Annotated in this window: 18 protein-coding genes; 2 read left to right on the top strand and 16 right to left on the bottom strand. The window is 35.9% G+C overall.

The annotated features are described in order from the left end of the window. Window positions 1-160 precede the first annotated feature (160 nt). The 16 genes from LVD47_RS19855 to LVD47_RS19780 all read right to left on the bottom strand — a co-directional run bounded on the left by LVD47_RS19855 (window position 161) and on the right by LVD47_RS19780 (window position 22,115). Window positions 161-724 (bottom strand): PIN domain-containing protein, encoded by a 564-nt coding sequence (locus tag LVD47_RS19855; RefSeq protein WP_236979964.1) that lies wholly within the window; start codon window positions 722-724, stop codon window positions 161-163. After that, the gene (locus LVD47_RS19850; protein WP_236979962.1) at window positions 714-1,166 is read right to left on the bottom strand and encodes a helix-turn-helix domain-containing protein; all 453 of its coding nucleotides are present in this window, start codon (window positions 1,164-1,166) and stop codon (window positions 714-716) included. Before LVD47_RS19850 ends, LVD47_RS19855 begins: the two co-directional genes overlap by 11 nt. A gap of 126 nt (window positions 1,167-1,292) precedes the next feature. Beyond that, window positions 1,293-2,207 (bottom strand): exonuclease domain-containing protein, encoded by a 915-nt coding sequence (locus tag LVD47_RS19845; RefSeq protein WP_236979960.1) that lies wholly within the window; start codon window positions 2,205-2,207, stop codon window positions 1,293-1,295. Between the two features lie 175 nt (window positions 2,208-2,382). Further along, window positions 2,383-3,072 carry a hypothetical protein gene (locus LVD47_RS19840; RefSeq protein ID WP_236979959.1) on the bottom strand — a complete coding sequence of 230 codons (690 nt, stop codon included), beginning with the start codon at window positions 3,070-3,072 and terminating at the stop codon, window positions 2,383-2,385. Between the two features lie 83 nt (window positions 3,073-3,155). Beyond that, on the bottom strand, window positions 3,156-4,052 hold the full coding sequence (locus LVD47_RS19835; RefSeq protein WP_236979958.1) for a competence protein CoiA: 897 nt from the start codon (window positions 4,050-4,052) through the stop codon (window positions 3,156-3,158). A gap of 265 nt (window positions 4,053-4,317) precedes the next feature. Beyond that, a complete protein-coding gene (locus tag LVD47_RS19830; protein WP_236979957.1) occupies window positions 4,318-5,007 on the bottom strand; it encodes a hypothetical protein in 690 nt (229 codons plus the stop codon). A 37-nt stretch (window positions 5,008-5,044) separates the two neighbouring features. Then, window positions 5,045-6,499: a caspase family protein gene (locus tag LVD47_RS19825; RefSeq protein ID WP_236979956.1), complete on the bottom strand. Its 1,455-nt coding sequence runs from the start codon at window positions 6,497-6,499 to the stop codon at window positions 5,045-5,047. A gap of 459 nt (window positions 6,500-6,958) precedes the next feature. Then, window positions 6,959-10,141 carry a DEAD/DEAH box helicase family protein gene (locus LVD47_RS19820; protein ID WP_236979955.1) on the bottom strand — a complete coding sequence of 1,061 codons (3,183 nt, stop codon included), beginning with the start codon at window positions 10,139-10,141 and terminating at the stop codon, window positions 6,959-6,961. A gap of 2 nt (window positions 10,142-10,143) precedes the next feature. Next, window positions 10,144-12,024 carry an RNA/DNA-binding domain-containing protein gene (locus LVD47_RS19815; RefSeq protein ID WP_236979953.1) on the bottom strand — a complete coding sequence of 627 codons (1,881 nt, stop codon included), beginning with the start codon at window positions 12,022-12,024 and terminating at the stop codon, window positions 10,144-10,146. Between the two features lie 3 nt (window positions 12,025-12,027). After that, window positions 12,028-15,054, bottom strand: a complete 3,027-nt coding sequence (locus LVD47_RS19810) for a site-specific DNA-methyltransferase (protein ID WP_236979951.1) — start codon at window positions 15,052-15,054, stop codon at window positions 12,028-12,030. A gap of 28 nt (window positions 15,055-15,082) precedes the next feature. Next, window positions 15,083-17,926: an SNF2-related protein gene (locus LVD47_RS19805; protein ID WP_236979949.1), complete on the bottom strand. Its 2,844-nt coding sequence runs from the start codon at window positions 17,924-17,926 to the stop codon at window positions 15,083-15,085. Between the two features lie 244 nt (window positions 17,927-18,170). Further along, window positions 18,171-18,404 carry a hypothetical protein gene (locus LVD47_RS19800; RefSeq protein WP_236979947.1) on the bottom strand — a complete coding sequence of 78 codons (234 nt, stop codon included), beginning with the start codon at window positions 18,402-18,404 and terminating at the stop codon, window positions 18,171-18,173. Between the two features lie 49 nt (window positions 18,405-18,453). Continuing rightward, window positions 18,454-18,960 (bottom strand): hypothetical protein, encoded by a 507-nt coding sequence (locus LVD47_RS19795; RefSeq protein ID WP_236979945.1) that lies wholly within the window; start codon window positions 18,958-18,960, stop codon window positions 18,454-18,456. Between the two features lie 96 nt (window positions 18,961-19,056). After that, window positions 19,057-19,947, bottom strand: a complete 891-nt coding sequence (locus tag LVD47_RS19790) for a PDDEXK family nuclease (RefSeq protein WP_236979943.1) — start codon at window positions 19,945-19,947, stop codon at window positions 19,057-19,059. Window positions 19,948-20,432: 485 nt separating this feature from the next. Then, on the bottom strand, window positions 20,433-21,263 hold the full coding sequence (locus tag LVD47_RS19785; protein ID WP_236979941.1) for a hypothetical protein: 831 nt from the start codon (window positions 21,261-21,263) through the stop codon (window positions 20,433-20,435). Window positions 21,264-21,482: 219 nt separating this feature from the next. After that, window positions 21,483-22,115, bottom strand: a complete 633-nt coding sequence (locus LVD47_RS19780) for a hypothetical protein (RefSeq protein ID WP_236979939.1) — start codon at window positions 22,113-22,115, stop codon at window positions 21,483-21,485. Window positions 22,116-22,275: 160 nt separating this feature from the next. On the opposite strand from LVD47_RS19780, the gene LVD47_RS19775 reads away from it, so the two are divergent. Next, complete coding sequence (locus LVD47_RS19775) at window positions 22,276-22,512, top strand: helix-turn-helix domain-containing protein (protein ID WP_236979937.1); 237 nt, start codon at window positions 22,276-22,278, stop codon at window positions 22,510-22,512. A gap of 192 nt (window positions 22,513-22,704) precedes the next feature. Then, on the top strand, window positions 22,705-22,941 hold the full coding sequence (locus LVD47_RS19770) for a helix-turn-helix domain-containing protein (protein ID WP_236979935.1): 237 nt from the start codon (window positions 22,705-22,707) through the stop codon (window positions 22,939-22,941). Window positions 22,942-22,943 lie beyond the last annotated feature (2 nt).

Here is a 22,943-nt window from a genome sequence, read left to right as displayed (position 1 = left end):
CGAAGGGGGGAATATAACTACAAAGCATAAACAATTGATCACCAGGTGTTTATTTTGTTTTGAAAATTACAAGGGAGACAAATAAGGGACAAAACGGTGGAAAAGAAAGGAAAATTGGGATCTTTCGCGACTATCATTTAATTAACCAATATAGTAATTTCTAAATCAATGAATGTAAATAATCTGCCGTATTCCTCAAACCGTTATTCCTAAAAATGTCAAGAACCTGAAATTCATCATACGGTGGATTCTTCTTAATCATTACCAAATCTCTAAATGCCTTTATACTCACATCGTGGTTCAGGTCAATAATATCAGTAAAGAAATCATCAGGATCTTTGGCAGAAAGCCCAAAACCTGTTAAATATTTTTCGGGAAAATCTTTCAAATTATTGGTTACAATCAAATTTGCATTTGTTTTTATTGCAGCAGCCAAAACATGCTTATCCTTTTCATCGGGTAAATCCAATGAATTAATGATGAATTCATAATTTTTGACTAACGCATCTGGAAAAGCTTCATCAATAGCCTTTGTTCTTTTTATTGCTTCTGATTTAGAAATGTTATTCCGAAGCATCACATCCATCCATTCGTCAAAAATGTGATTACTCCATTTGGGAGTATATAGTTCATGATAAGCAAACCAGAGTAACAAATCCCTTATCCATAATGGATATATAACGTTCGTATCCAATACGCATGTAAATCGAACACTATGAATCATACAATCCCGCTTCTTCGTCCAATTCCATGATTCTACTTATAGTCGCTTTTTGCTTTGCTTTCAAAGCATTCTTGTATTTAATCACATCTTCATACTTCACCCTACGGTGCTTACCGACCTTTGTAAATTCAATCTCCCCTTCCTCCAACAACTTAACCACATGAGGTCGGGAACACCCCAAAAGTTCAGCAGCTGCTTGTGTAGTCATTTCCGTAGCGATGGGGACAATAGAAATAGGATTGCCATGACTGATTTCCTTAAGAATTTTCACCAAAAGCTTTAAAGCACTTCTTGGCACTTTAATCCGCTCTTCCGTCTCCTCTATTTCTATTTCCGGGTTATCCGATCGCAATTGTTCCAATGTTGCAGACAGGGCATCATACGATTCCATTGCTGCTTGTTGTTCCTCCTTTGAAGGTTTCTTTGCATTTATCAATTCCATGACTTTTTGGTCTTTTGTTTATCCATCTACAAAAATAAACGAAATAAACGAAAAAGAGTTGTCTTTCCCTATAACTTTATCATATTTTCCTGATTCACTCTTTACTCTTAAGTTTTATTGCTTGCTTCAATCATTATTAATCATTTCCAAAAACTGACTTTCAGATAAAAGCTCTATTGAATTTCCTTGAGCTAAATACTTCTCAGCTTTTTTCATCTTTGAACTTTTAAATCCTTCTCCAAACTTTCTATAATCTTGATCTCCAACGATTAAATAATTAGTGTCTACCGTTATACCACGACTACAATTACCGCCTATTTCTAAAACTTTAATTTGCGCCTCCTTTCTCACCATCGATTGAAGTGTCCCTGTAAAAACTACTGTTTGGCCATAAAAAAGACTATCTGGGTTAAAGTCTGAATCATCAAATTCTAAATCTGAAATTTTATGTCTTGTAGATTTTTTGGCAGAAGGTCTATATCCTCCTTTTGATAATTGCCCAATTCGTAAATTGAACTTCTGACTAATAGCCTCAAAACTTGTTACCTCATTATCTTTGAAAATTCTTATTGCTATTTCCGCACATGCTTCCGCATCTGATAACGCTCTGTGATGGTCTAATTCGATACCTAAATACTTGCAAACCGAATCTAATTTAAATGAGAATAATCCTTTTAGTACTTCCCTCGACATTTGATAAGTACAAGAATAATTAGTTTCAGGGTAATCAATATCATATAAATTCAGAGTATGTCTTAATACACTAATATCAAAAGATGCATTATAGGCAATTATTGGATAGCTTTCGAAATCCTTTTTGAGTAGTTCGTAGATCTCATCAAACTCAGGTTCATTCTCGACCGTTGATTCGCTTATTCCATGCAAAAATGTATTGTAAGGATCAAAGTAGTTATCTTTTGGTCTAATCAAAAAAGACTGCTTTTCAACCATCTCAAAATCTTCAACTCGCACTAATCCAATTTCACATGGACTATTTCTATTCGAATTTGCGGTTTCAAAATCAATTGCTATAAAGTCCATTGTATACTATTTAATGACATTAATAACTTGCTTCTAAAACATTTTTTGAGTATTTCTTTTACCACCAACATCCGAAAATTGAAATTCACCTTCATAATATTTTTAATATAAGCCCCTTATTATAAAAGAGAATTTGAAAGCTAATTATGCATTATTAATTTCTATCTCTAACCGTTCACATCAAGTTGACGGTAAAAGGAAGAAATTTTTCAGGGTCCGGAATTTTAGCATTTAAGTACATTTCTTCAATCGGAATCTCATCAGCTCTTTGATTAACAATGGGCTTTAAATTGTCAAGCTTAAGATCAATTTGCTCTTGTACCCAATTATAAAGCTTTTTGTAATTATCAATATTCGAATCATCATCTTTCAATCTAAAGCCCCCATATTGAATACTCTCTCTTGATTTATTCATCTCATCTGGATTAAGTAATGCGATTAGGGCTCTTGATTCATGAACACTGTTGCCCGCATGTGCGAGATACTTATGTCGAAGTTCCATTGTTTCTTGATGAAATGATAATAAATGAGAGGCCTCCTTAAAGATATGTGACTCATTGAGAGAGGTGCCTCGGCCTTCCCCTGTTGTAAAACATTTTGCATATTTAACAATTGATGCAAAAAGTAGAGATGATTTCACGATTTGAGGTATTGAAGGATTATCATTGATCTGTTCTAGATAAACTATCGACTGTAAACAATCCATTAAATCTTTTTTCATTGAGATATAAGCTGCTGCCTGCTTAAATACTCCACCCTTGAGAATATAGTACGGACAGTATTCTCCACTATTTTTATAGACATAAACACCGACGAAGAGTTGTTCTTCTTCATCGTAGTATATGAATGAATTTTCCTTCTTCATTTGGTTAACTTTTACTTATTAGTTTTTTGAATGTTGCTTTAACGTTCTACACATTATAATAATTTCCCGCCATTTCTTTAACATTAACCAGAGTCTTTTATGCAATTTTCCTTATTGTAGTGACTGATAAAATCTTCCCTGGCAATTTTTCTTATTACCCAGTCAGACTTTAACCAGTAAAGGTATTGTCCTCTGTCTAAAAAAACATGCTCGTCGGCACAACTCCAAACTTTTCTTCTTCTTAGCCATCTATATCCATAATTTTTAGGTACATCTACTTCCTTTTTAATTCTTAAAAATATTGGTTTTAGTAATTCATTCTTAAGTTGATTTGGCTCAACTCCAACTGGCTTGAGAGTACCTGTTTGGTGCTTAGAAACCAAGGTGCCAAATTCTGACTCAAATGTTTCCATTAAAATACGGATCTGCTCTTCACATACCATCTTATTTTCAAGTATCTCATTTCTTCTTTTTATTAACATTTCTCTTATCTGAGTAGGTATCTTAAAAAAGGAGTTAAACGGGGTGCGCAAGTATTTCCGTTCCACCTCTTCGATTTCTTTTATTATCAACTGTAATGGTAATATCTTAATATCGAAATTTTCCGCATTAACAACCCAGATTATTCTTTTATAAAAATGTTCTCGCGATTTTAATTCATCTATAGCTATTGGCGAGTTTTGAAATTCAATAACTAATTTCTTTGATGGATTATAGACGTCAGCTATATGCCTCTCATTATTTTCAGGATCAGGCATCACTTCTTCTTGCCAATCACCTGGGAACTCATTTTTCCAATTCCTGTGCCATTCTGTCTCAGGTTCCCACCAATGGTCGCATTCTTTGCTGTTCTTATGTGCCCAGTGGTGAATTCTAATATCACCACATTTTGGAATTAAATCTGAGCCGCAACATGGGCAGACTCCCTTAGCTCCTTTGAAAGCTTCATTTTTTTTACCATCGACCAGTGCGAATTTCATTTATCAAGATTTCAATTCTTCTTTTTAATAGGTGCGAGTAGAAGATAAAAAATCCATGCAAACCATGATATGAAAATCACAGCTAATACCCATGCAAATTTTTCGCTACCAGTTGTTTTACGAGAGCTAACTATTATTAGGATTGGCAACAACCAAAAGAAACCTATCAAACCCAAAATTACCAGAATGCCTAGCTCTGTACTATCCATTATAATTTAGTTAAGTATGTTATTATCTTGATTATTTAATGGCGGTGGTAATGGTTTCATACTTTTTTATTCAATACGAAGTTTAAAAATTCTTTTCCAAATGCAGTAGTTCTGTCACTCAAAACCCCGTTACCAGTCATCATGGTTTTAAGTCCACCTGTTTTATGAAAACCTGTCATCTTAAGGTCATCCCAAATTATGCCCAAAAGTTCGTCTTGATCTTTCAACTCTGGAAAAGCTTCAATAATCAGAGAATAGATATTTCCTGTCATATAATTTGGTGGTGTTTTTGCATTCTCCTCAAACCAATTTTTTGGACTGTCTATGAAATCAAGAATTATAATATGCCAAGTAGTAAACTTGTCAAGTTGATTCAAGAATATCTGGCTCTTTGTTTTGTCCGGAGATTCACCTATGGCCGTATTGAGAACGGCATTTTTAAAGCATTCTATTTTCTTCCTTTCCGCTGTCTTTAAGGCAAAAGTCGTCGCTTGCAAAACGATGTCAATAAATAACTCATTTTCTTTAAGCTCATCTAAGTCAATTTCTCTTTTACTTTCAAGCTCTTTAAGTTTCTCAGCAATTTCGTCCATCCATTCTGCTCGTCTTCTTTCAAGAGGTGGAGTCAATACAAGTCCAAATATTTCAGATGCTAAAGAACCTATTACAGGTATAGCTCCAAGTCCACCTTTAGCAAGGGAATGAGCTATATCTTTTTTATTTGTTTTATTCACATTATCTATCATTTCGGAGTCATTTCACTATTACTACCAATATTTGCCATCATTTTAATCTCTTATTAAAGTAAAAGTCACCTGTAAGGGAAGTCGATTCCCACGGAATTTGTTCTTCTTTTGACTTTCTCATTACAGATTTACGAACATTTTGAAAAAGTTGAGTAATAGAGACATTGACACCTTTAATTTCGTTAACTAAGCAACCTGTGTACAAGCCGTTTTTCCCTTCCCCGTCCGATGCAGTTTTTCCGGGAGAAGTCGAATAACCGATTAAAGATCCCTTAGGTGCTTCCATAACTGCTAAACCTCTTTGTGCTACAGAGCGTCCCCAACTTCTTTCAAAGGGATTATTTCGACAAGCATCAAGTATCAGGAGGTTGACTTCTGTTTTCGATGCCTCCATGTGTGTTAAGACTCTATCAACTCTAACACAGTCATATTCCACCGTTCTTTCATTCTTTAGATTGGCATCTACGGGAATTAAATAATTCAGCCCGTTTACTTGAACACCATGTCCAGCGAAATAGAATAGTCCAACATCATACTTCTCCAATTCCGTTCCGAAGTTGTCTATTTCTATTTTCATTTCTTTTAGAGTGGGGTTTTCAATATGCATGACATCAAACCCAAGTTCTGACAAGTTCTTTTTCATGTCACTGGCATCATTCAGGGGGTTTGAAAGATGTCCGGCAAATTCATAATCACTGCATCCGATGACCAACGCAATTTTTCTTTGTTTCGGGTGAATTTCCTCCTCCTTTGAAGCCATAACATCTCTGGAGCGAAACCCAAAAATTGACTTACCCGCAATTTTTGACTTTTCATATACTTCCAAGCCAATTGGTATAAAATGTTTGTTGTAGATTTCGATGAGTTGATTCACTCCTTCTTCATCTGTCCTTGATACAGGATTTATGGTTAGGAGCAAAAATTTTAGTAGAATTTCTTCTTCACAATGCAACAGATTAAATCTTCTATCAGTAAAAACCCAATCATCTTCCCAATCATAGTTCATGATTCTATGTTTGTGAATGTCGTCATAGGCATTGTCAAATCTCGAATCTGTTGAAGGTAGTTTTGACAAATCGAATAATCGATTCAAGAAATCAGGTTCTTCTAAACGTCCTGACCATGAAATGTTATTAAGAGTGATTTCATCAAAAATCGCTTGCCTAGTTACAATTGAAATTTTGGTTATCATATCCGTTTTATCGTCAATTTTCGGAAGCCAATTTATCTGGTGAATATGTATTCCAATTGCGGTTGCAACCTCCATTGTTTGCTCTTCAACGATCTCAACCTCTTTCTTTAGCTCATCATTTATTTTTTTGTAATATCGACCTGGGACGCCAATTTGCACATCCATCAAATCTGTCATTCGTTCACCACCTATCGCAATAAGTGTATCGATATATATTAAATCAACAGAGCAAACAGAAATCAAGTCCGCAGCACTATTTTCATCAATGTCTCTTAACCATTTAAGTAATTCAACTTGCATGTCTTCAAATGAGGTCTATTGGATATACACGTTGCATATGTTTCTTTCTTACAAACATTCGTATGTTCTGTTAAATAAGACTTATATATGCATATATACTTGAAATCACACCAAGATAAAAAATATGTTAATAAATACATCCTCCTATCCAGTAAAAGCTGTTCAAAAACCTGTCTTAACTAAGCAATGTAATTAAATATTTCTACCTAGCCATTCTCCATAATTCCCCTTTGCCGATAAAGACATACTAAACACTGCGGTCAAAAAAACTTATTCTGTTGCCCCCAATTCCAGTTAGATAAAAAATTATGGTTTCCCATTCAGCATGTATTCTCCGATCTCGATAAAAATCAAATAGTTCGTGGATAGCTTACTGTTTATTTTTCAGTGTTCGGAATAGGTATTAGCTTATCCAATTTTTCTGCTGGTTTGATTTTCGAATCAACTTCTACCAAGCTTTTATTTCTTTAGCATCTTTTCCAGGATTCTTTCAATATACGTACTCCTCTGATTATCCATAAAATAAACATTTTTTTCATTAAACTCACCAATGGTATCTCCTCCCCGCCAATGCTTTAATTGTTCGAATGAAGTAACAGAGACTATAAATGATGAAAGGTACATCCTATCGTCTTTAGCATGAATTCTGGGTTCAATTGTTGATTTTATGGTTTTATAAAACTGTATTTTGGGATGTTCTATTCCATTGATATTTCGTAATCCTTTAGGGTCTATGAAACCTATATATTGCTCCTCATTAGATACCAGCCACATTATAAAATCGGGATAAAATCCATTCGCTTCAAAAAATCCAATTCCCTTTCTACTTGTATTTCGTAGTAAATAGAGGTTGTGATGCTCAAAGAATTCCTTATTTGATTCATAGTATGCTTTTAAATCTTCCATAAACCGTTTTTCACCAGTATTTAAGGCCACAGGAGAGATCTTTACCAGATCTCTGTATTTCTTTTCATTAATACTCACTAACGGCATATACAGGTGATTGGCAAACTCAAAAACATTCAAGCCCTGACTCACTTCTACATCCCCTTTAAACTCCTGTTTTTCGACCAGTTGCTTAATACCCAACAGTTGATTTTGAATCGATTCCATCGATTGTTCGATTTCGATCTTATATTCCTCAAAAAAATTAGGATCTCCAGGTGTTAATTCAATGACTTCGATGAAGTCTTGTAGAAACTTCTGTTTTTCTATATTGAAGTATTTATCTATATAGAGTTTTAGTAAAGCAATGCCAATTTCTTGCCACCGGATTACTTTTTGATAACTATCCATAGCGAGTTCATCCTCCGGAATATATAGCTCATACCATTGATTGTTCGCAAGAATTTGCTGAATGGTTTCGAAAGAGATGGACAAATTATACCAACTTCGCTCATTTTTGAACTTGATAATTTCTTCGTATACCTCGAACCAATTGAAATGCTTTAAGTGGTTACTGTTCAATTTCCCGGAGTAGTGGACTTCTATATCCGAAACCCTACTGGATACTGCTATATAGGTTTGGACCTTGGGATACCAGTCGAGCTTGATTCTCATTCCTTCGGGTAATGAATCAGGGAGCAAATCTATTACCTTCAGTTTTTTAAAGTCTACATTTTCCTTTACCCGGAAAATCTTGAGTTTTGCCTTGTCCAATTCTACCGTAAGCATAGTTGGTAAATGAATAGTCACATATTCTTTTTCTCCATTAGGTAGCCCTTCTTCTTCTAGTATATCCTTGAATTGTTCCATGTAATCCGCACGGATACCAAATACATTTAGGGTTTCCAAAGGCTTTATATAGGTCGGAATCCCATTCTCCGGCCTTTCATGAGAAAGAAGCGCTGTAGAGCGCTTTAACTTAAAGTCATATCCTTTCAGGCGAACACCCCTGCCAAACAACTGAATAATTTCCGATCCCTGACTTCTCCCTATATTCATCAAGCCCATGGTACTTACACGCCAGGAACTCCATCCTTCCGTGAACTTTTTTGCTCCTATTAGTACATTTATATGAGATTCTTCATCATTGACTTTTTGGAACAAGGAAGAACTAAATTCTTTTTCTACTCCCAGTATATCTTCCTCTTGTGTAAGCTTGAACAACTTAGAACTATCCCCTACGTTAATTAACCCGAAGTATTCACCATTTCCTACACGTATACCCATTTCACCATCCTGTCCTTTCAGTTTGTCCACAAATAGATTCCCGCCTGAAAAAGAAGTGTTGAATAATTTTATTAGAATATCCTGATACACTTCTTGTGCATTTAGACCTGAAGATGTTATATACGTAAAGAAATTCCTGAAAATCGACCGGTTCCCGGCATCTACCAGACCGTCCGTTGCATCAAGTATGGAATGAATGATTTCAACGCTTTCATTTTCGTTTTCTACAAATCGCTGAAAAAAATGGAGAATCTGGAGAATATCTGAAGCATTTCTTTTACTATATCCCGACGTTACAGTCCCTCCTACAAACACCCACAATGGATTGTGGATAAGGAATACGTTCTTAGCTTCTGTAGGATGGTCTTTATGAATCACTTTTTGCTGATAGAAACTCAGCAAGCTTCCTATCAAATATTTATGTAATACAATTTGATCTTCATCCGTGGGAAGGTTTAATATCCTATAGTCCTTGCCATATCCATCGTGATAAAAATATTTATACGAATAGTCAAACAATATAGATTTACCATATTCTTCATTGAGAACCGCTTTTTCACTCTTTTTAGAAGTACTTACTGCCTGACCGAAGGTAGCAGAATATTCTATCGCAAATCCCGTTTGACTTAGATAGTCTCTTCTTCGCTTCCAATGGTCCCCGGAAATACCGCGGTGTCCTTCATCTATTAATACGCAATTATTGGTCTCAAATGCTTCCACTGCTATTGTCTTATCCCCACTTTCATCATTCAGCTTATGAATATCAATGATCTTGACTACCTGTCTGGAAAATAGTCCACCTCCGGACTTATTAAACAACTCGGCTTCAATATTGGATGTTCCAAATTCCTTTAAATGCTGTCTTGATAGACCCTCATTGGGGGTGACTAATAAGATGTTTTCAAACGGAATGTAGTTATATTTTTTTGTATAGTATAAAAGCTGTCGAATGTTTACATGCATCAATAGGGTTTTCCCTGATCCCGTAGCATTCCAAAAAGCCAGTTTATTGAGTTCTTCCAGTTTAAAGTGGGGAAAGATTAGATCCTGATTATTGGGTATTTCCCGATCCAGGGGATCGTTAAATCTATCGACGAAAGCATTAATGTCTTTGAGGAGTTGGTATTTGTTGGAAAAATATCTATCCAGATAAATTTCGGTAAACAACAAACTCAGATACTGAAAATACTTCCAGGAAATCGGCTCATCACGTTTTCCATTGATATGGTCAGTATGGGAAAATATATTCTGATCATATTCCAGTAATAAAGATTCGGTCAAATGGGTATTACTATACAGCCGGGTAACCAAAATGCGATGAAAATAACTGATATGGTCTTCTGTCCATCCTTCGTTTCGCGAATCGGTCAGGTGTGTAGCCAGGCCTTCAAATTCATTCACTCCAAATAGATAGAGCATATATCGGTTCAGGAGTAAGGCTTGATTAAGTTTGGCTTGATTGAGTTTCATATTTAGTTCTTTACTTCTTGCCTTACCGTTTGATACTTTTGCCTGGGATGAGAAATCATTTCAGGTATGGTATAACAAAGCTTTTTTTCCTTTATCAATGGGTTTAAATAATTTTTCTTCAAATATTTTTCATCTCGTTTTAACATCATTGCAAGTTGCGATATTGAATAGGAGCGAAAATTACATAACTCTAGTATCAGTTCTATAAATTGTTTCTTGTCCTTTGTTCTTTTACCCAATCTGTCCAACTTCTGTTGAATTTGTCCGGGTAATTCATCTTCAACGGCCTGAGGTGATAAGGATTTTGCCTGGGGTGATAAGGCAGGCTCCCTGGGTGATAAGGATTTTGCCTGGGGTGATAAGGGGAGTACCTGGGTAGATAAGAATGGCAAAAGCACCTTCCCTGGTATATAATAAGTCATTTTTCTGGAGCCCTTTTGGTTTAAAAGCTCTTTTTCCCGTAAGTCCCTTAACTCCATACTTGCTTCAGCGCTTTTTATACCCGATAGTTGTCGGTAGGTACTATTGTCGATAGCTCCGACTTCCCGGACAAAGATTAGTGCCAATTTTTGATTTTCTGATAACTCATACATATTTAACTGCGATAACCATTTTATATCTCTTTCACTGAGTAGGTTATGAAAGAGCAATCGCAGGGTGAAATTATTTTTTGAATGATTACTTTCAAAAGTCGGTGGTAGCATCTCTGACTCCCGCATTAATTTTTCCATTGTTCGAAAACCGGTTCCTTTTGTTTCAGCGAGATTCGTTTCGTGAAAAATAGCAGCAATAAAAGAGTTTCTGTTTACAGATCCCGGTTCACCAATGTATTCTTCCGGTTTCAAAGAAAAACCGGCATTGATTATTTCAATTCTATTCGAATACCTGAGTATCTGAATAGGTTGATTAACTCTATAACTTCTATGAATAAAAGCATTCACAACCGCTTCACGCAAAACCCTATAGGGTAATTGCCATTTGTGTTGGGCCTGGAGACTGCCTTCAGGGAGCAAAAAATCTGTTGGTAAGTCATCAGCTATAGTGCTTATCGTACGGTTAACAAGCTCAATTAAAGGCCCCCTTAAGTCTAAAGAGCTAGTAAACCGTTCCTCCGGATTTTCAACCCACTCTTTTCCCGGAAGCCGAATATAATCCACACGGATCATAGGCAATAGTCTACGCAAAGCCATTTTTTTTCCAAAAACAATTAAGCCTGTATTGGTTAACTTCCATTCTCCCTTAATCTTCTTAATGCAATTTAATGCCCTTAGCAAATCAATTTTTTCATACTGAAGTTCTTCAGCACTTGCATTGGCCTTCGATCTTAATTTTCTATATAAATCAACCGCTTCTTCACTGATGTCTTCTAAACCCGAATCTTCTATGACAGCACTATCAAAGGAGTCTTCTTTATTATAAAAGATAAACAGGTCGTCTTCAGTACACCGTTGGTCAGAAGATCCAATTCTGCGATAAGCTCCATGAGGCAATCCGGTTTTTTTAAAATATACGGGTTTCATCTGCTCAGGCAGTTCTTCTACATCAATGATTAATACATTCTTATCATTGACTAATTCTACAGACATTTTGGGTCTGATGGATTGATTAAACGATTCTGCACATTGCGAAGCTAAGTCATTTTGCAACTTATCAGGATCTTCCACCCCCACAATATGATAACTTGGAAAGAGTACGTTTTTTTCATCCTCAATACCCAATAGGATCGTTCCACCGTTTAAACCCGGTTCATTCGAAAATGCACATATCGTTTCCAGGATGGATCTGCCCGCGTCACTTCCTTTCTTAGCCTCCAGTCTGGAATGTTCATCCGTATGGTTCAATTCTTTTATTAAGTCATGAATCCTGTTTTCTTCCTTATACATCCCTTACGTTTTTACATCGTTCATTTCCCACATGCGTTTGTGGAATTCATGTTCTATCAACGTTACTTTCCATCGATCTTCATCGGTTTTCAGATTTTCGAGATTATTGTCCCCATTTACATAGATATGGTCAAACTCTGTGTCCAGTGGATTGAACCTCATTTTTTGACAGAATTCATTTAATGCAGCATTGTCGTGTTGATCCATATCCCGCCAAATAATCAGTATCCTTTCGCCTTCCGGGTTTTTCCCGGTGATTACCACATAGCCCCGGATGATCTCCTGGGTCTCTACGATAAGTCCGATAAGGTAATTGAAGCTTTCGACCAGGTCCACTTCGGTTTCTTTGACCTCATTTTGCTCGGTAGTTTTTATAGTATATCCGAAAGGCCGTTTGAAGGCTTTCGTCATTAACAAGCTGTCCCGACTTTCTACATCCAGCATGTATCGTAGCATATAGTCTGATTTCATTCCCTGTTCCATTTCTTGAGATTGAAGCTCCAAATTAGTTAAGGTGTCTTCATAACTCTCTAATCGCATATATTTGAAACAATGGGAAATCCCTTTTCGGGATACAGGTTTACCATTTTTCCATTCATCACTGTAGGCTACTTTTTGAACGCGGGGCTTGATTAGAGAGTTAAGGTAATCACCCATTTCAACCATTATGTATTTTCTTTCTCCCCCGTCTTCTCTATTTAAATTTATTACTGCTTCCCCTGTAGTGCCCGAACCGGCAAAATAGTCTATCAATATCCCCTTCTTTTCGGGACAACCAATCCAACTTAATTCTTCATATAGATCTACTGGGTGGCAATATGGGAAGTTAAAACCTAATCGATCTGTATATGACTTGCCTTTTGATGCGTTTTGTACAACGGTGGTTAATTCACCTTCCATAGATTCATCCAAATAATATATTCTTCTTGGTTGAGTAGTTTCATCCTCACCAAAAATAATCCTTTGATCTTTAAGAAGATTATTCATAAAAGATGGTTCACCTGTCCAACCTCTTGAAGGAACAGGACATTCTTTACCTGTTTTAGGGTGAATAAAGGGCTTAAAATATTTTTCGTCAGTTCTTTGTTCTGAAGCACCCAAGTGAACAGATTGAAATACTCTTCCATTATCATCTATTTTGTTGTATGCCTTTTCTCCACCAGAAAATGAATCTTGTTTGTTTATCCATGACCTAAACTTAGCTCTGACATCATCATTTACTTCTCCCTCAGATTTAATTAAGGAATTTGCTTTTTCAATAATTTTCACAGCATTTGGTTTCTTTCTGTAAAGCTTGATGTCTGTAATCGAATTTGTAACAATATATTCATGTTGCCTTGCAATCATTGATGATCCAGGAGCAGGATGTCTTTTGTCCCATATTACTGTCCCTTGGTTAATAGGGAATATTAATTTCATTATATACCATAATTTTTCGTACTCATTGTGGTCAATGTGGCACATTATTACTCCATCATTACCTAATAATCTTCTAGATTCTAAAAGTCTATCATACATAAAGCTAATCCAACTTGAACTTTCGTAAGCATTTTTATAATTAAATCCTGATGTTTCGGTATTATATGGAGGGTCAATATGTACTGATTTCAAGCGTTTTTTATAAGCATAAGATAACAATTTTAATGCTTGAAAATTCTCTGAATTTATCATCAATCCATTCGTCTTGTCATCTAAATGATCAATTGTTTCTAATAGTTTATATTTCCATCTTCTACCGTAAAACTTTGTATCGACCATCAGATAAGGATTGTTCCGTAAGAAATCTATAGATAGGGGTTCAGAATACCACTCCAATTCATCAATAGCATAGAGGGATACCCATTCCCTTCTTTGATTATCGTTTACAACAATTTCCTCGTAAAAAGCTTCATCGATCCGGTCCAGGGTAATGCAGTAATCACTCTGGACAACTAATTTCTTTTTCAGCCAAAGCTTTTTCTGAAAGTCTTCGATTTGAGCCAGAAAAGTAATTATTTTCTGGGCGACGGACTTAAAGGCCTTTATGAAAGTTAGTTGTTGCAGAAAGCTTTGCTTACCACTGAGATCTATATCATCGATATGCAGGATCTCATTTTTAATATAAAAGTCCAGCTCTCGGTTGAGAAATTCCCCCAGATCTTTATGAATAAAATAGTCAAAAGTATTTCTTGCCGTATAGTCATGGAGCCTTTTTTCGAGTAAAGTCCGAGTGGGATTCTTTTCGGTGGGTTCCTGTCTTAGTAATTCCTGTTTCCATGATTCGGGCAATACATTTTTCAATATTTCAAAAGCCTGTTTATTCAGTTGTTCTTGTTTAGCTTTGGCACTGGAAGGGATGTCATAATGAAAATAAATATGCAATGTATCATCTTTTTCTTCAAATGAGTCTTTATCATTAGACTGACAAAGAAAGAATCGACGTTCCTTACCGGATTGAGCTTTGTTATTGTCCTTTTCGGTAGTTGCATCTTTTAGCTCAAAGACCACCTTTTTACTGTCACCTATTTTGAAAGAGTAGTTCTTGAAATACTCTCCGGTCTTGATATAATACTGGTCGTGATTGGCCCAGTAGAGTTTGACTTCTTCTCCATTGTATGGGATAGCATAGGCTCCGTCTTTGTATCGGCGTTGAGAGATAAAGTCTCCCTCTTTATAGTAACGCCGGAAAAATCTTGTGAGATGGGAATATACTTCGAGTTCCAGGTATTCTGTGGTACCTCCTTTATCGATTTCTCGTCGGAGTTCCAGGACCTTTTCGTTGGTGTCAGGATCTATGCCCGCAGCACGGAGGTTGCGTTCCATTTCGGACAGGCTTTTCTTTTGTTCATTGAGTGAAGAATCACCGGATGAGGAAAGAACTTCGTGAACCGTAGTTAATAAATCGTTTTCGAGAAAATCGATGACTTCTCGTCTTTTTTGGTTCATTATGCGATAAATCCCAAAATCCAGTTCGGCCTGATCCAGTTGAAACATATCGGTCAGGATCCTTTGTAGCTTTTTATAGTGGTCTGTCTGAAGAATGTCACTCATATTTTTTATTCTAAATTTCGCTTTTGGGCTATTTGATATCAAAAGTTAAAGTAAACAAATCGTTTAAGATTTCTTCCCGCTGCATCTTGTTTTTTAAGTTCTCAATAATTTCATCTCTATCTTCTAAAATCTCATCGCTTAGATCTAATATCTCTCTTCTAAGTTTATTCTTCTTCCGGGTTTGTTTTTGGATTTTCTGTTCCAGGTTAATCATGTCTAATTCATCCTCCACGATGGCTTTTTCGTTTTGCAGGTTTCGAATTTTAGCTTTTACATCATCCAATTGCTTATCCAATTCCCTTTCCTTGTCCTCCGCCCATTTCGTAAGTTTGTTCGTCTCTTCGATAAAATTCTGTTTATCCTTTTGCTTTATTTTCTCGATAAAATCTTGTTTTCTGTCATTGACCATCGTTTCCAGGCTTATATTAGACTTGATTCTCTTTATATTATATGTAGCTGACAAAGTTAATAACCATTCTACTGCTTCCTGACTGAGGCATTGATCATCGATCGTTGCAACAGCAATTAAATGATCCACGGTTTCAAACGAATGAATCGTATGTAGGGCACACCGGATTAGACCACTTTTCCCTTTAAATGGTTCCAATATCGAAATGTTCTGTCCCGAGTTGCTATATATGAAAGAGATATGTCCCTGAGGAACTACTTTATTTTTGAATTCAGTAATAATATTTTGAGCAAGAGGGTGCCGCATTCGATACCGCGTGCATCCGGGAAGTTCCTTGAGTAGTGCATACTTGCCTGGAGATATTTTACCATTTTGTTTATTGTGCAAATTGAATTGGTATTCTCCATCGTTAAAATCTGCATCCTCTGACAGTGCATACTTAGTAAGTTCCCAAAGCCATTTTTCATGTTTATCAAGGAAAAATCTAGTTTCCCGGTCCGTTACTTTGAGTTTATTAATTACCTGGGCATCGAAGTTCTCAAAAAGGTCCTGCCGGGCATTTTCAAACTTGGCATTTAATTCTTTATTTTCTTCGATCTGACGTTCCAATTCATCAAAGGCCTGGTTGATCTCTCCTTTAGTTCTGCAATTTTGATATATCTTTGCGATCTTTTTTTCGAAATCAACCCCGGATTCTATCGTGCCAAGTACTTCATCTGAAGCTCCGAATACTCCTCGGAATAGGTTAAATTTTTGATCCAGTAGTTGATGTACGCGCTGATCCGCCTGGTTTCTTACATTCAAAAAATTTACAACAACTACATCGTTCTTTTGGCCATATCGATGACAACGACCTATCCGCTGTTCAATTCTTTGCGGGTTCCATGGCAGATCATAATTCACTACCATTGCACAAAATTGGAGGTTTATACCTTCTGCGGCTGCTTCCGTGGCGATCATAATTTTAGCTTCCGATTGAAAGCAATCTACAATAGCCTGGCGGGTATCAATTTTTTTATTCCCGGTATCTACATCTGTTCCTTTGTGTTTTAGTAACCAGTTTTGATAAATTTCTCTGGAACCGGGATCATTATTTGAGCCGTTGAATAGTACTACTTTGTCTTTATAAGCTTCTCTGGCATTGAGCAAATTATACAAATATGTCTGAGTTCGTGTAGACTCGGTAAATATTAATGCCTTTTCCGGAGCTCCTGCTTTATTGAGTTCTGCAAATCCTTTTTCAAGTGCCACCAGAAGTTTTTTTCCTTTTGCATTGTTCTGTATATTTTCAGCAATTGAAACATATTCTTTGAGATCGGCAATTTCTTCTTTTAATTTTTCAACATCCTTTTCGTCCCAGTCTTCATTTAACTGTATTTCTTCAATGCCTTCTTCATCCAGATATTCATCAAAGCTTTCATAGTCCTCGTCTATTTCATCATCGAATGTCTTTGTATAAACTTCGTTTTTCAATAAATTCTCTAGTCTACGGATCAATGATTTTAGCGTTCTGGTAATTGCGAAGCTGGAAGAAGCAAGTAATTTTCTCATTATTAGTGTCAGCAAATGGCGCTGACTTCGGGGTAAAGCAAACAACTCCTCTCTTAGTAAATAGTTATTAATCTCCTCATAGAGCTTTTGTTCTTCTTTAGTTGGTTCAAATTGAAATGTTAGTGGATGCCTATTGGTAAACTTGAGATAGTTAATTTGTCTTCTCAAAGTTCTGTGCAATATTGGTTTTAATCGGTCTCTCAAATCCGGGTAATTCACTTGACCAGCGTACGAAAATTGTCTCTTGAAGCTATTTTTATCTCCAAACGTCATAGGGTCTATAAAAGAAATAAGGCCGAATAACTCCATTATAGAATTTTGTAGAGGCGTAGCAGTTAACAGGATCTTAGGTTTCCCTTCTAATGCCAGCATTAGGGTATTTCCAATAACATTGGATTCTTTGTATGCATTTCTCAATCGATGCGCTTCATCAATCGTTACCAGATCCCAATTAATATTTTGAAGATCTTCCGCTTTGTTTTTCGCAAAATGATAGGATGCTATTATGATTTTATCTTGATCAAAAGGACTACCTCTCTTATTAAGAATATGCTCTTTATAAGTTTTACTTTCTAATATGACCGAAGGCAAATAAAACTTTTCCATAAGTTCATTAGCCCACTGTTTTCTCAAACTGGACGGACATAGAATCAAAATCTTTCGCTTCCCCTCTGCCCAACTTTGGGATAATAAAATCCCGGCTTCGATTGTCTTCCCCAAACCTACCTCATCCGCCAGGATCGCTCCTCCTGATAATGGGGATCGAAAGGCAAATAAAGCAGCTTCCACTTGATGAGGATTTAATTCTACCTTTGCATCCAGAAGAGTTTCGCTGAATTTTTCCAGGCTATTCGAAGGATGTCTTTGTGTTAGTTTATAGGCAAAATACTGGGCTTGCGGCAGTGTGATCATTTGTTTCTTCAGACTTAGTCTCTAAATTTGTAAATATAATTATTACTAATAGAAAATATAGGAACTTAAAGATAACTTAGAAACTTAAATGATCAATTTCCCGCTTTAGTATCTTTTAGACAAAAGCAGCGGAAAATGCTACTTTCCTCGAATTAATACTAAGAAAATGTACCAATCACTGATCATTGATTTATTCCCGGATCTATAGTGAAAGGAAAGGTGCTTTTTGCCTCGTCCGTATGATCTATAAAATACTTCCCCGTAAATTATTTACATCTTTTATACGACTAACCCGTCCGGCTTTTTCATCCGCAATACCTTTGTCGAGGATATTGATGTTTTCTGGATCAGAAAACCATCGATCCCCGGAAGGACTGGGATTTTTCTCACTGGAATAGGGTATATTCAGTTCTTCCAAAAACTTTAGAAGCATTTGTGTTTTCCTCTCATTTTCAAGTTCGATGGTGATTCGTACCATACTTTAAAGCATTTCAATTACTCTACAGGGTGAAGCTTATTTAATTTTTTTATTCATTAAAAAATTTATTCATTACGGTGGTATAGTCGATTTCGGATTCCCCTTTATTTGATGCAGAGTAGTTGCCTTCGTATAATACGTTTGAAAGGCATTCAGCACATTTGATTTCATATCTAATAGTATGGATATTGCTTTTTTTCATTTTCGCTAATTCTTCATTAGTTAAATAATATGCTGATGTAGCAATGCCATCCACATTGTCATTTATCCCTTTGTCAATACAAGTTATAACCGTTCCATCATTCAGGTAAATAATCAATTTTCCACTTATTCGTACAGTTGACACTAACTTTGAACTAATTACCAAGAGCCCTTTCGTTCCGTCTTTTGCGAATACAATATTTAAGTCATTAATACGGTCGCTGTCTGAATTTGATTGTAAGGTGAATGGTTCTGTACTCTGAAAACTATGTTCACCTACAAATACAAAATTTTGTCCATTGGTGTATATTGTACAAGTAATGGATAAAGCCAGGAAAATCAGAATTCTTTTCATATTCTGTTCTTTAATTTAATGCCAACGGTCAAGCTATGCGGCGGCCTGACCGTATGAAAAGACTGATCGTCATAGCTTTTGTTACCGTTCATATATTTATTCATATGTTTGATATTTGAATTTTAGAGAATACCCTACTTCTTGTATAATCATTTTTACATAAACTCCATCTTTTCTCTTAAATCCAAGTATTGTTCCTGTAAATATTTCACAGTTATCGCCTTTTTGCCCCTTAACTTTGTTTGTATGATATTCCAGTGTTTCCAAATAGGCCTTATCTATTTCACTAAAGCCTATCCCATTTATTAGAGTAAGTTTAGTTCCATTATGAGGAGCTATATATTTTTCATCAGTTTCAATTGAGATTATTTCCCAATGGAAGTCGCAAATCCAAACTTCTCCTGGACCACCCTTTACAAAATCAAAGGTCCAAGTACCTCTTACAATTGCATCGAGACCTTCATGACTATATTTTATTTGTGTTGAAACTAGCTTTTGCCATGCCGTTGTTGAAACTGGAAGGTATCTCATTGCAAGCTTGATTAAATAGTCTTTTTCTGTAAGTTCTTCTTCAATTTTGGCACGATCAAAATAGAATATCTTAATTTCTGAATTGGCCTTTATACCTTCAAATTTTGTTGAGAGACCGCTTGATGGTAAAGTAGAATAGAAGCCCATGAAACCCTGAGATCCAGTTGCAATCACTCTGTCTGTAATTGCAATTTCATCTGAAACACCAACAGAGCTACCTGAATGTGCATTGTGTTTACAACTTACCAACCACTGAATTTTTTCGACTCCAGTATATCCTTGTTTATATTCAACTACAAGGAGGTCTTTACCTGTTCCACCATCAGATCCTCTAGCAGGATTTTCTTTTATTTCAAACCCAAGTTTAGAGAGGAAATCTCTAGCAAATAATTCAAACATATCTTGGTCTCCTGATCCAGTGTTTGCAAGTGCTATTTCTTTAAAATCTAGAATCATTTTATTTTTGGTTTATGACAGGTAACTATTTTCTCTCTTTACGAATATTCAACTTATAAAGGCAAAATATATGAAGGCCATTTCAAATCCACACTAAGATAATAATCTTTTGCCAACTAAAAATTTGGGGAAATGACCAGTTAGGCAATTGTGACAATCAAATGCTTGGACCAACGAAATAAGTTTCTATTCCCAATTAAAAATATCGTTTCCAAGAAATCTAACTTTATTAGAATAGGTTACTTTTCATGTAAGATTAGTTGTATCAACTATAGTTTTACTAAGACTATAATATTATCAGGACTTATTAGTTTATTATCAACTGATTATATCTTTCACAAGAAAGGATATAATGCCTTTAAATAACTTTATATCTAATACTTTGAGCCTTGAAGCCTTTTCATTGTACCTCTTAAAAGTAGAAATAGTATTTCCCAATGGCCAGGATCAAGTGGTAAATACCATCGAAGCAATGGTGGAATCATTCATTCCTCATTTAAAGCATCAAACCCGTTCAATACATCCTTTATCCCTTGTCTCTCATTCCAGGTAAGCGTCCGGGTTTTGGTATATTTCCCGGATAAGCGCATTTTGGCATTTTTTGATTGACAAAACCTTCTGAGGAAATCTACAATTTTATCAGAGACAGGGACATCAATCCATTCCCATACATCACCCCCGGAATTATCCGTTTCCTTGTGATCGTATTTATCAAATTCTACTTCGATTGTATTACCATCGTATGATAGATAGGCTTCATCAAAAAATATCCAGTCATCACCGGCGTACGACATTTTCAACCTCAACCACTCAAAATTATTTTTATGTCCCATATATAGTGAGGTTAAATTTCTATTATTATAGTGCGTAAAATAAGAGTTTTTATACCAATTTGTCCCGGCCACATCGTCGTGCTTTTTCCTGAGCTTATTTAATGCTCTTAATCTTCGTTGTTCGGCCCTCTCTTCTTTTATACGCTGTTCTTCAGCTCTTCTCTTTTCGATCTTATCAATCTCTTCGTAGATGGCTTTTGCTTGAGTGAAATATTTGGTTTCGGGATGCCTGTTTTCAATTTTTTTGAATAGACGCTTCGATCTCATAAAGTCCTCTTTTTCGTAAGCAACCCTTATTTGTTCGAATAACTTTTCCGCACCGAATTTGCAGTCCTCAAGTTCTGTTTTGACCTCCTCAATTTTTGTCTGCAATACTTGATTTTCTTTCTTCAATTGATCCAATTCACTCTGTGAAGGCCCGCAACTAAGTATAAATAACGCAAGGGGCAACAGGAATGAATAGTTCTTTAGTTCTGTTCTCATAGGTTCCACGGTTTATTCTTTATCGGATTTCACCTTCTTCTGCATGATGTGATGAAGCTTGTGCAATTCGAGCCATAATGCCAAGGAAACAGCCCAGGCCAACAATTACGGACTGTTGTGGGGCACTCTTAGAAGTAAATATTCCTAATACCACTATGATAAATGATATAATTACTAAGGCGATAGATAGATATTTCATATAATTATTATTTGATTTTGTTATTTGCAGATACTGAAACTCATTTGGCTTTGTACCCTGGTAGCTACTGAGTACGGCCACATTCTTTGTTGATGATCTAAGGCTGCTTGGTCTGCTTCCTCGTAGTCAGGCCATACAGTAAATTCATTGTATCGTTTATCCAGCTTTGATATTACCGTAACCTTAAAGGGGTTAGGTACTTCAAAATCAATTGGGATTAATTGAAATTCCGACCATGCAGTTCCATATTCAGTTATTGAAAAAGAGGGTGTTTCATCTTTGCCTTCCAGTCTTTGAATTAAATTTCCACTACCATCTTTGACCATAATATACCAATTGCGAGGATTGGCATCATCAATAGTTCCTCCTCTAACGTTTATAGCCAAATAACCAGACTTGGGAAGTGCTTCAAGCCTGCCCCTTTTTTCTTCGGAAGTATAGTGGAAAGATTTAGCTTCCTTAAGGATTTTCTTCGCGTAATAGATACGGGATAAATACTGTAGTGAAACTTGCGCCCTGGTTCTGTCTCTGGACACTCTTGATCCATAATCGATGGTATCGTACCCCATTCCCAGGTTTGCTCTTAGATTTCCATAGGGGCTGCACCCTATTAATAAAATTAAGGGAAGAAGAAGTAAAAAGTAAATTCGCATATCTAGATAGAAATTTTGGTTTCTTTTTTGGTTGTAATTCCTAAGGCAAATAGATGTCTGGCTCAATAACATTGGCTAAAGATACAAAAACGGCATTATATATCAGGCCAAACAAGGAATTTTTTGGCATATTATTACAGGCCATTCAAAGCTGTAATTGATGAATGACTTTGAGGCCATTGTAAAAAGAATCGGATTGAATGTTAAAATACTTCGAACCGAAAAGGGAATATCACAACGTGAATTCTCTAGAATCACTGGCATTAATCGAAGTTATTTACAACAATTAGAATCCGGCCAAGACGTAAATCCCTCTATTAAAATCCTTTGTATCATTTGCGATGACCTGGAAGTTTCTTTGATGGACTTAATTCATAAGGATCATCAAAGCCATTAATCCAATTCTATAGCTACTCTTAGCCGCTATCTTTTATTCACCATCGTATTTTCATAAAAAGTTTGATAAATCATACTTCATAGCTTCATTCTTATTAACATTCGCATATATACAACAAAAATATTAAAATGTCGAATATATGCGAATATTAATTTAGGTTTTCCAACTTACTTTCTGTCGCAATTGCGACGAATGAAAAACGACTATCCAGAATTATTAAGAAAAGTAGGAGACAACATCCGTAAATACCGTAAGGAAAAGAACATTTCCCAGGAGACCTTGGCACATCTCTCTGATATAGATCGTACTTACATGAGTTATATCGAAAATGCCAAACACAATGTTAGTCTCATGAAACTCTGTGATATAGCCAATGTACTTGATATTGATGTCCGTGAATTATTAGGTAGGGAAAAAGAGCAACCTTAATC

It is taken from the genome of Membranihabitans maritimus, from assembly GCF_021729145.1.
Lineage (GTDB): Bacteria > Bacteroidota > Bacteroidia > Chitinophagales > Saprospiraceae > Membranihabitans > Membranihabitans maritimus.
The sequence above is the reverse complement of the archived record's forward strand: the minus strand, read 5'-3'. Positions and strand labels throughout refer to the sequence as shown.

Bases quoted from the DNA above. Each gene is read 5' to 3' on its own strand.
- LVD47_RS19855 (WP_236979964.1), bottom strand. From the start codon at position 724: ATGATTCATAGTGTTCGATTTACATGCGTATTGGATACGAACGTTATA.
- LVD47_RS19850 (WP_236979962.1), bottom strand. From the start codon at position 1,166: ATGGAATTGATAAATGCAAAGAAACCTTCAAAGGAGGAACAACAAGCA.
- LVD47_RS19845 (WP_236979960.1), bottom strand. From the start codon at position 2,207: ATGGACTTTATAGCAATTGATTTTGAAACCGCAAATTCGAATAGAAAT.
- LVD47_RS19840 (WP_236979959.1), bottom strand. From the start codon at position 3,072: ATGAAGAAGGAAAATTCATTCATATACTACGATGAAGAAGAACAACTC.
- LVD47_RS19835 (WP_236979958.1), bottom strand. From the start codon at position 4,052: ATGAAATTCGCACTGGTCGATGGTAAAAAAAATGAAGCTTTCAAAGGA.
- LVD47_RS19830 (WP_236979957.1), bottom strand. From the start codon at position 5,007: ATGATAGATAATGTGAATAAAACAAATAAAAAAGATATAGCTCATTCC.
- LVD47_RS19825 (WP_236979956.1), bottom strand. From the start codon at position 6,499: ATGCAAGTTGAATTACTTAAATGGTTAAGAGACATTGATGAAAATAGT.
- LVD47_RS19820 (WP_236979955.1), bottom strand. From the start codon at position 10,141: ATGAAACTCAATCAAGCCAAACTTAATCAAGCCTTACTCCTGAACCGA.
- LVD47_RS19815 (WP_236979953.1), bottom strand. From the start codon at position 12,024: ATGTATAAGGAAGAAAACAGGATTCATGACTTAATAAAAGAATTGAAC.
- LVD47_RS19810 (WP_236979951.1), bottom strand. From the start codon at position 15,054: ATGAGTGACATTCTTCAGACAGACCACTATAAAAAGCTACAAAGGATC.
- LVD47_RS19805 (WP_236979949.1), bottom strand. From the start codon at position 17,926: ATGATCACACTGCCGCAAGCCCAGTATTTTGCCTATAAACTAACACAA.
- LVD47_RS19800 (WP_236979947.1), bottom strand. From the start codon at position 18,404: ATGGTACGAATCACCATCGAACTTGAAAATGAGAGGAAAACACAAATG.
- LVD47_RS19795 (WP_236979945.1), bottom strand. From the start codon at position 18,960: ATGAAAAGAATTCTGATTTTCCTGGCTTTATCCATTACTTGTACAATA.
- LVD47_RS19790 (WP_236979943.1), bottom strand. From the start codon at position 19,947: ATGATTCTAGATTTTAAAGAAATAGCACTTGCAAACACTGGATCAGGA.
- LVD47_RS19785 (WP_236979941.1), bottom strand. From the start codon at position 21,263: ATGAGAACAGAACTAAAGAACTATTCATTCCTGTTGCCCCTTGCGTTA.
- LVD47_RS19780 (WP_236979939.1), bottom strand. From the start codon at position 22,115: ATGCGAATTTACTTTTTACTTCTTCTTCCCTTAATTTTATTAATAGGG.
- LVD47_RS19775 (WP_236979937.1), top strand. From the start codon at position 22,276: ATGAATGACTTTGAGGCCATTGTAAAAAGAATCGGATTGAATGTTAAA.
- LVD47_RS19770 (WP_236979935.1), top strand. From the start codon at position 22,705: ATGAAAAACGACTATCCAGAATTATTAAGAAAAGTAGGAGACAACATC.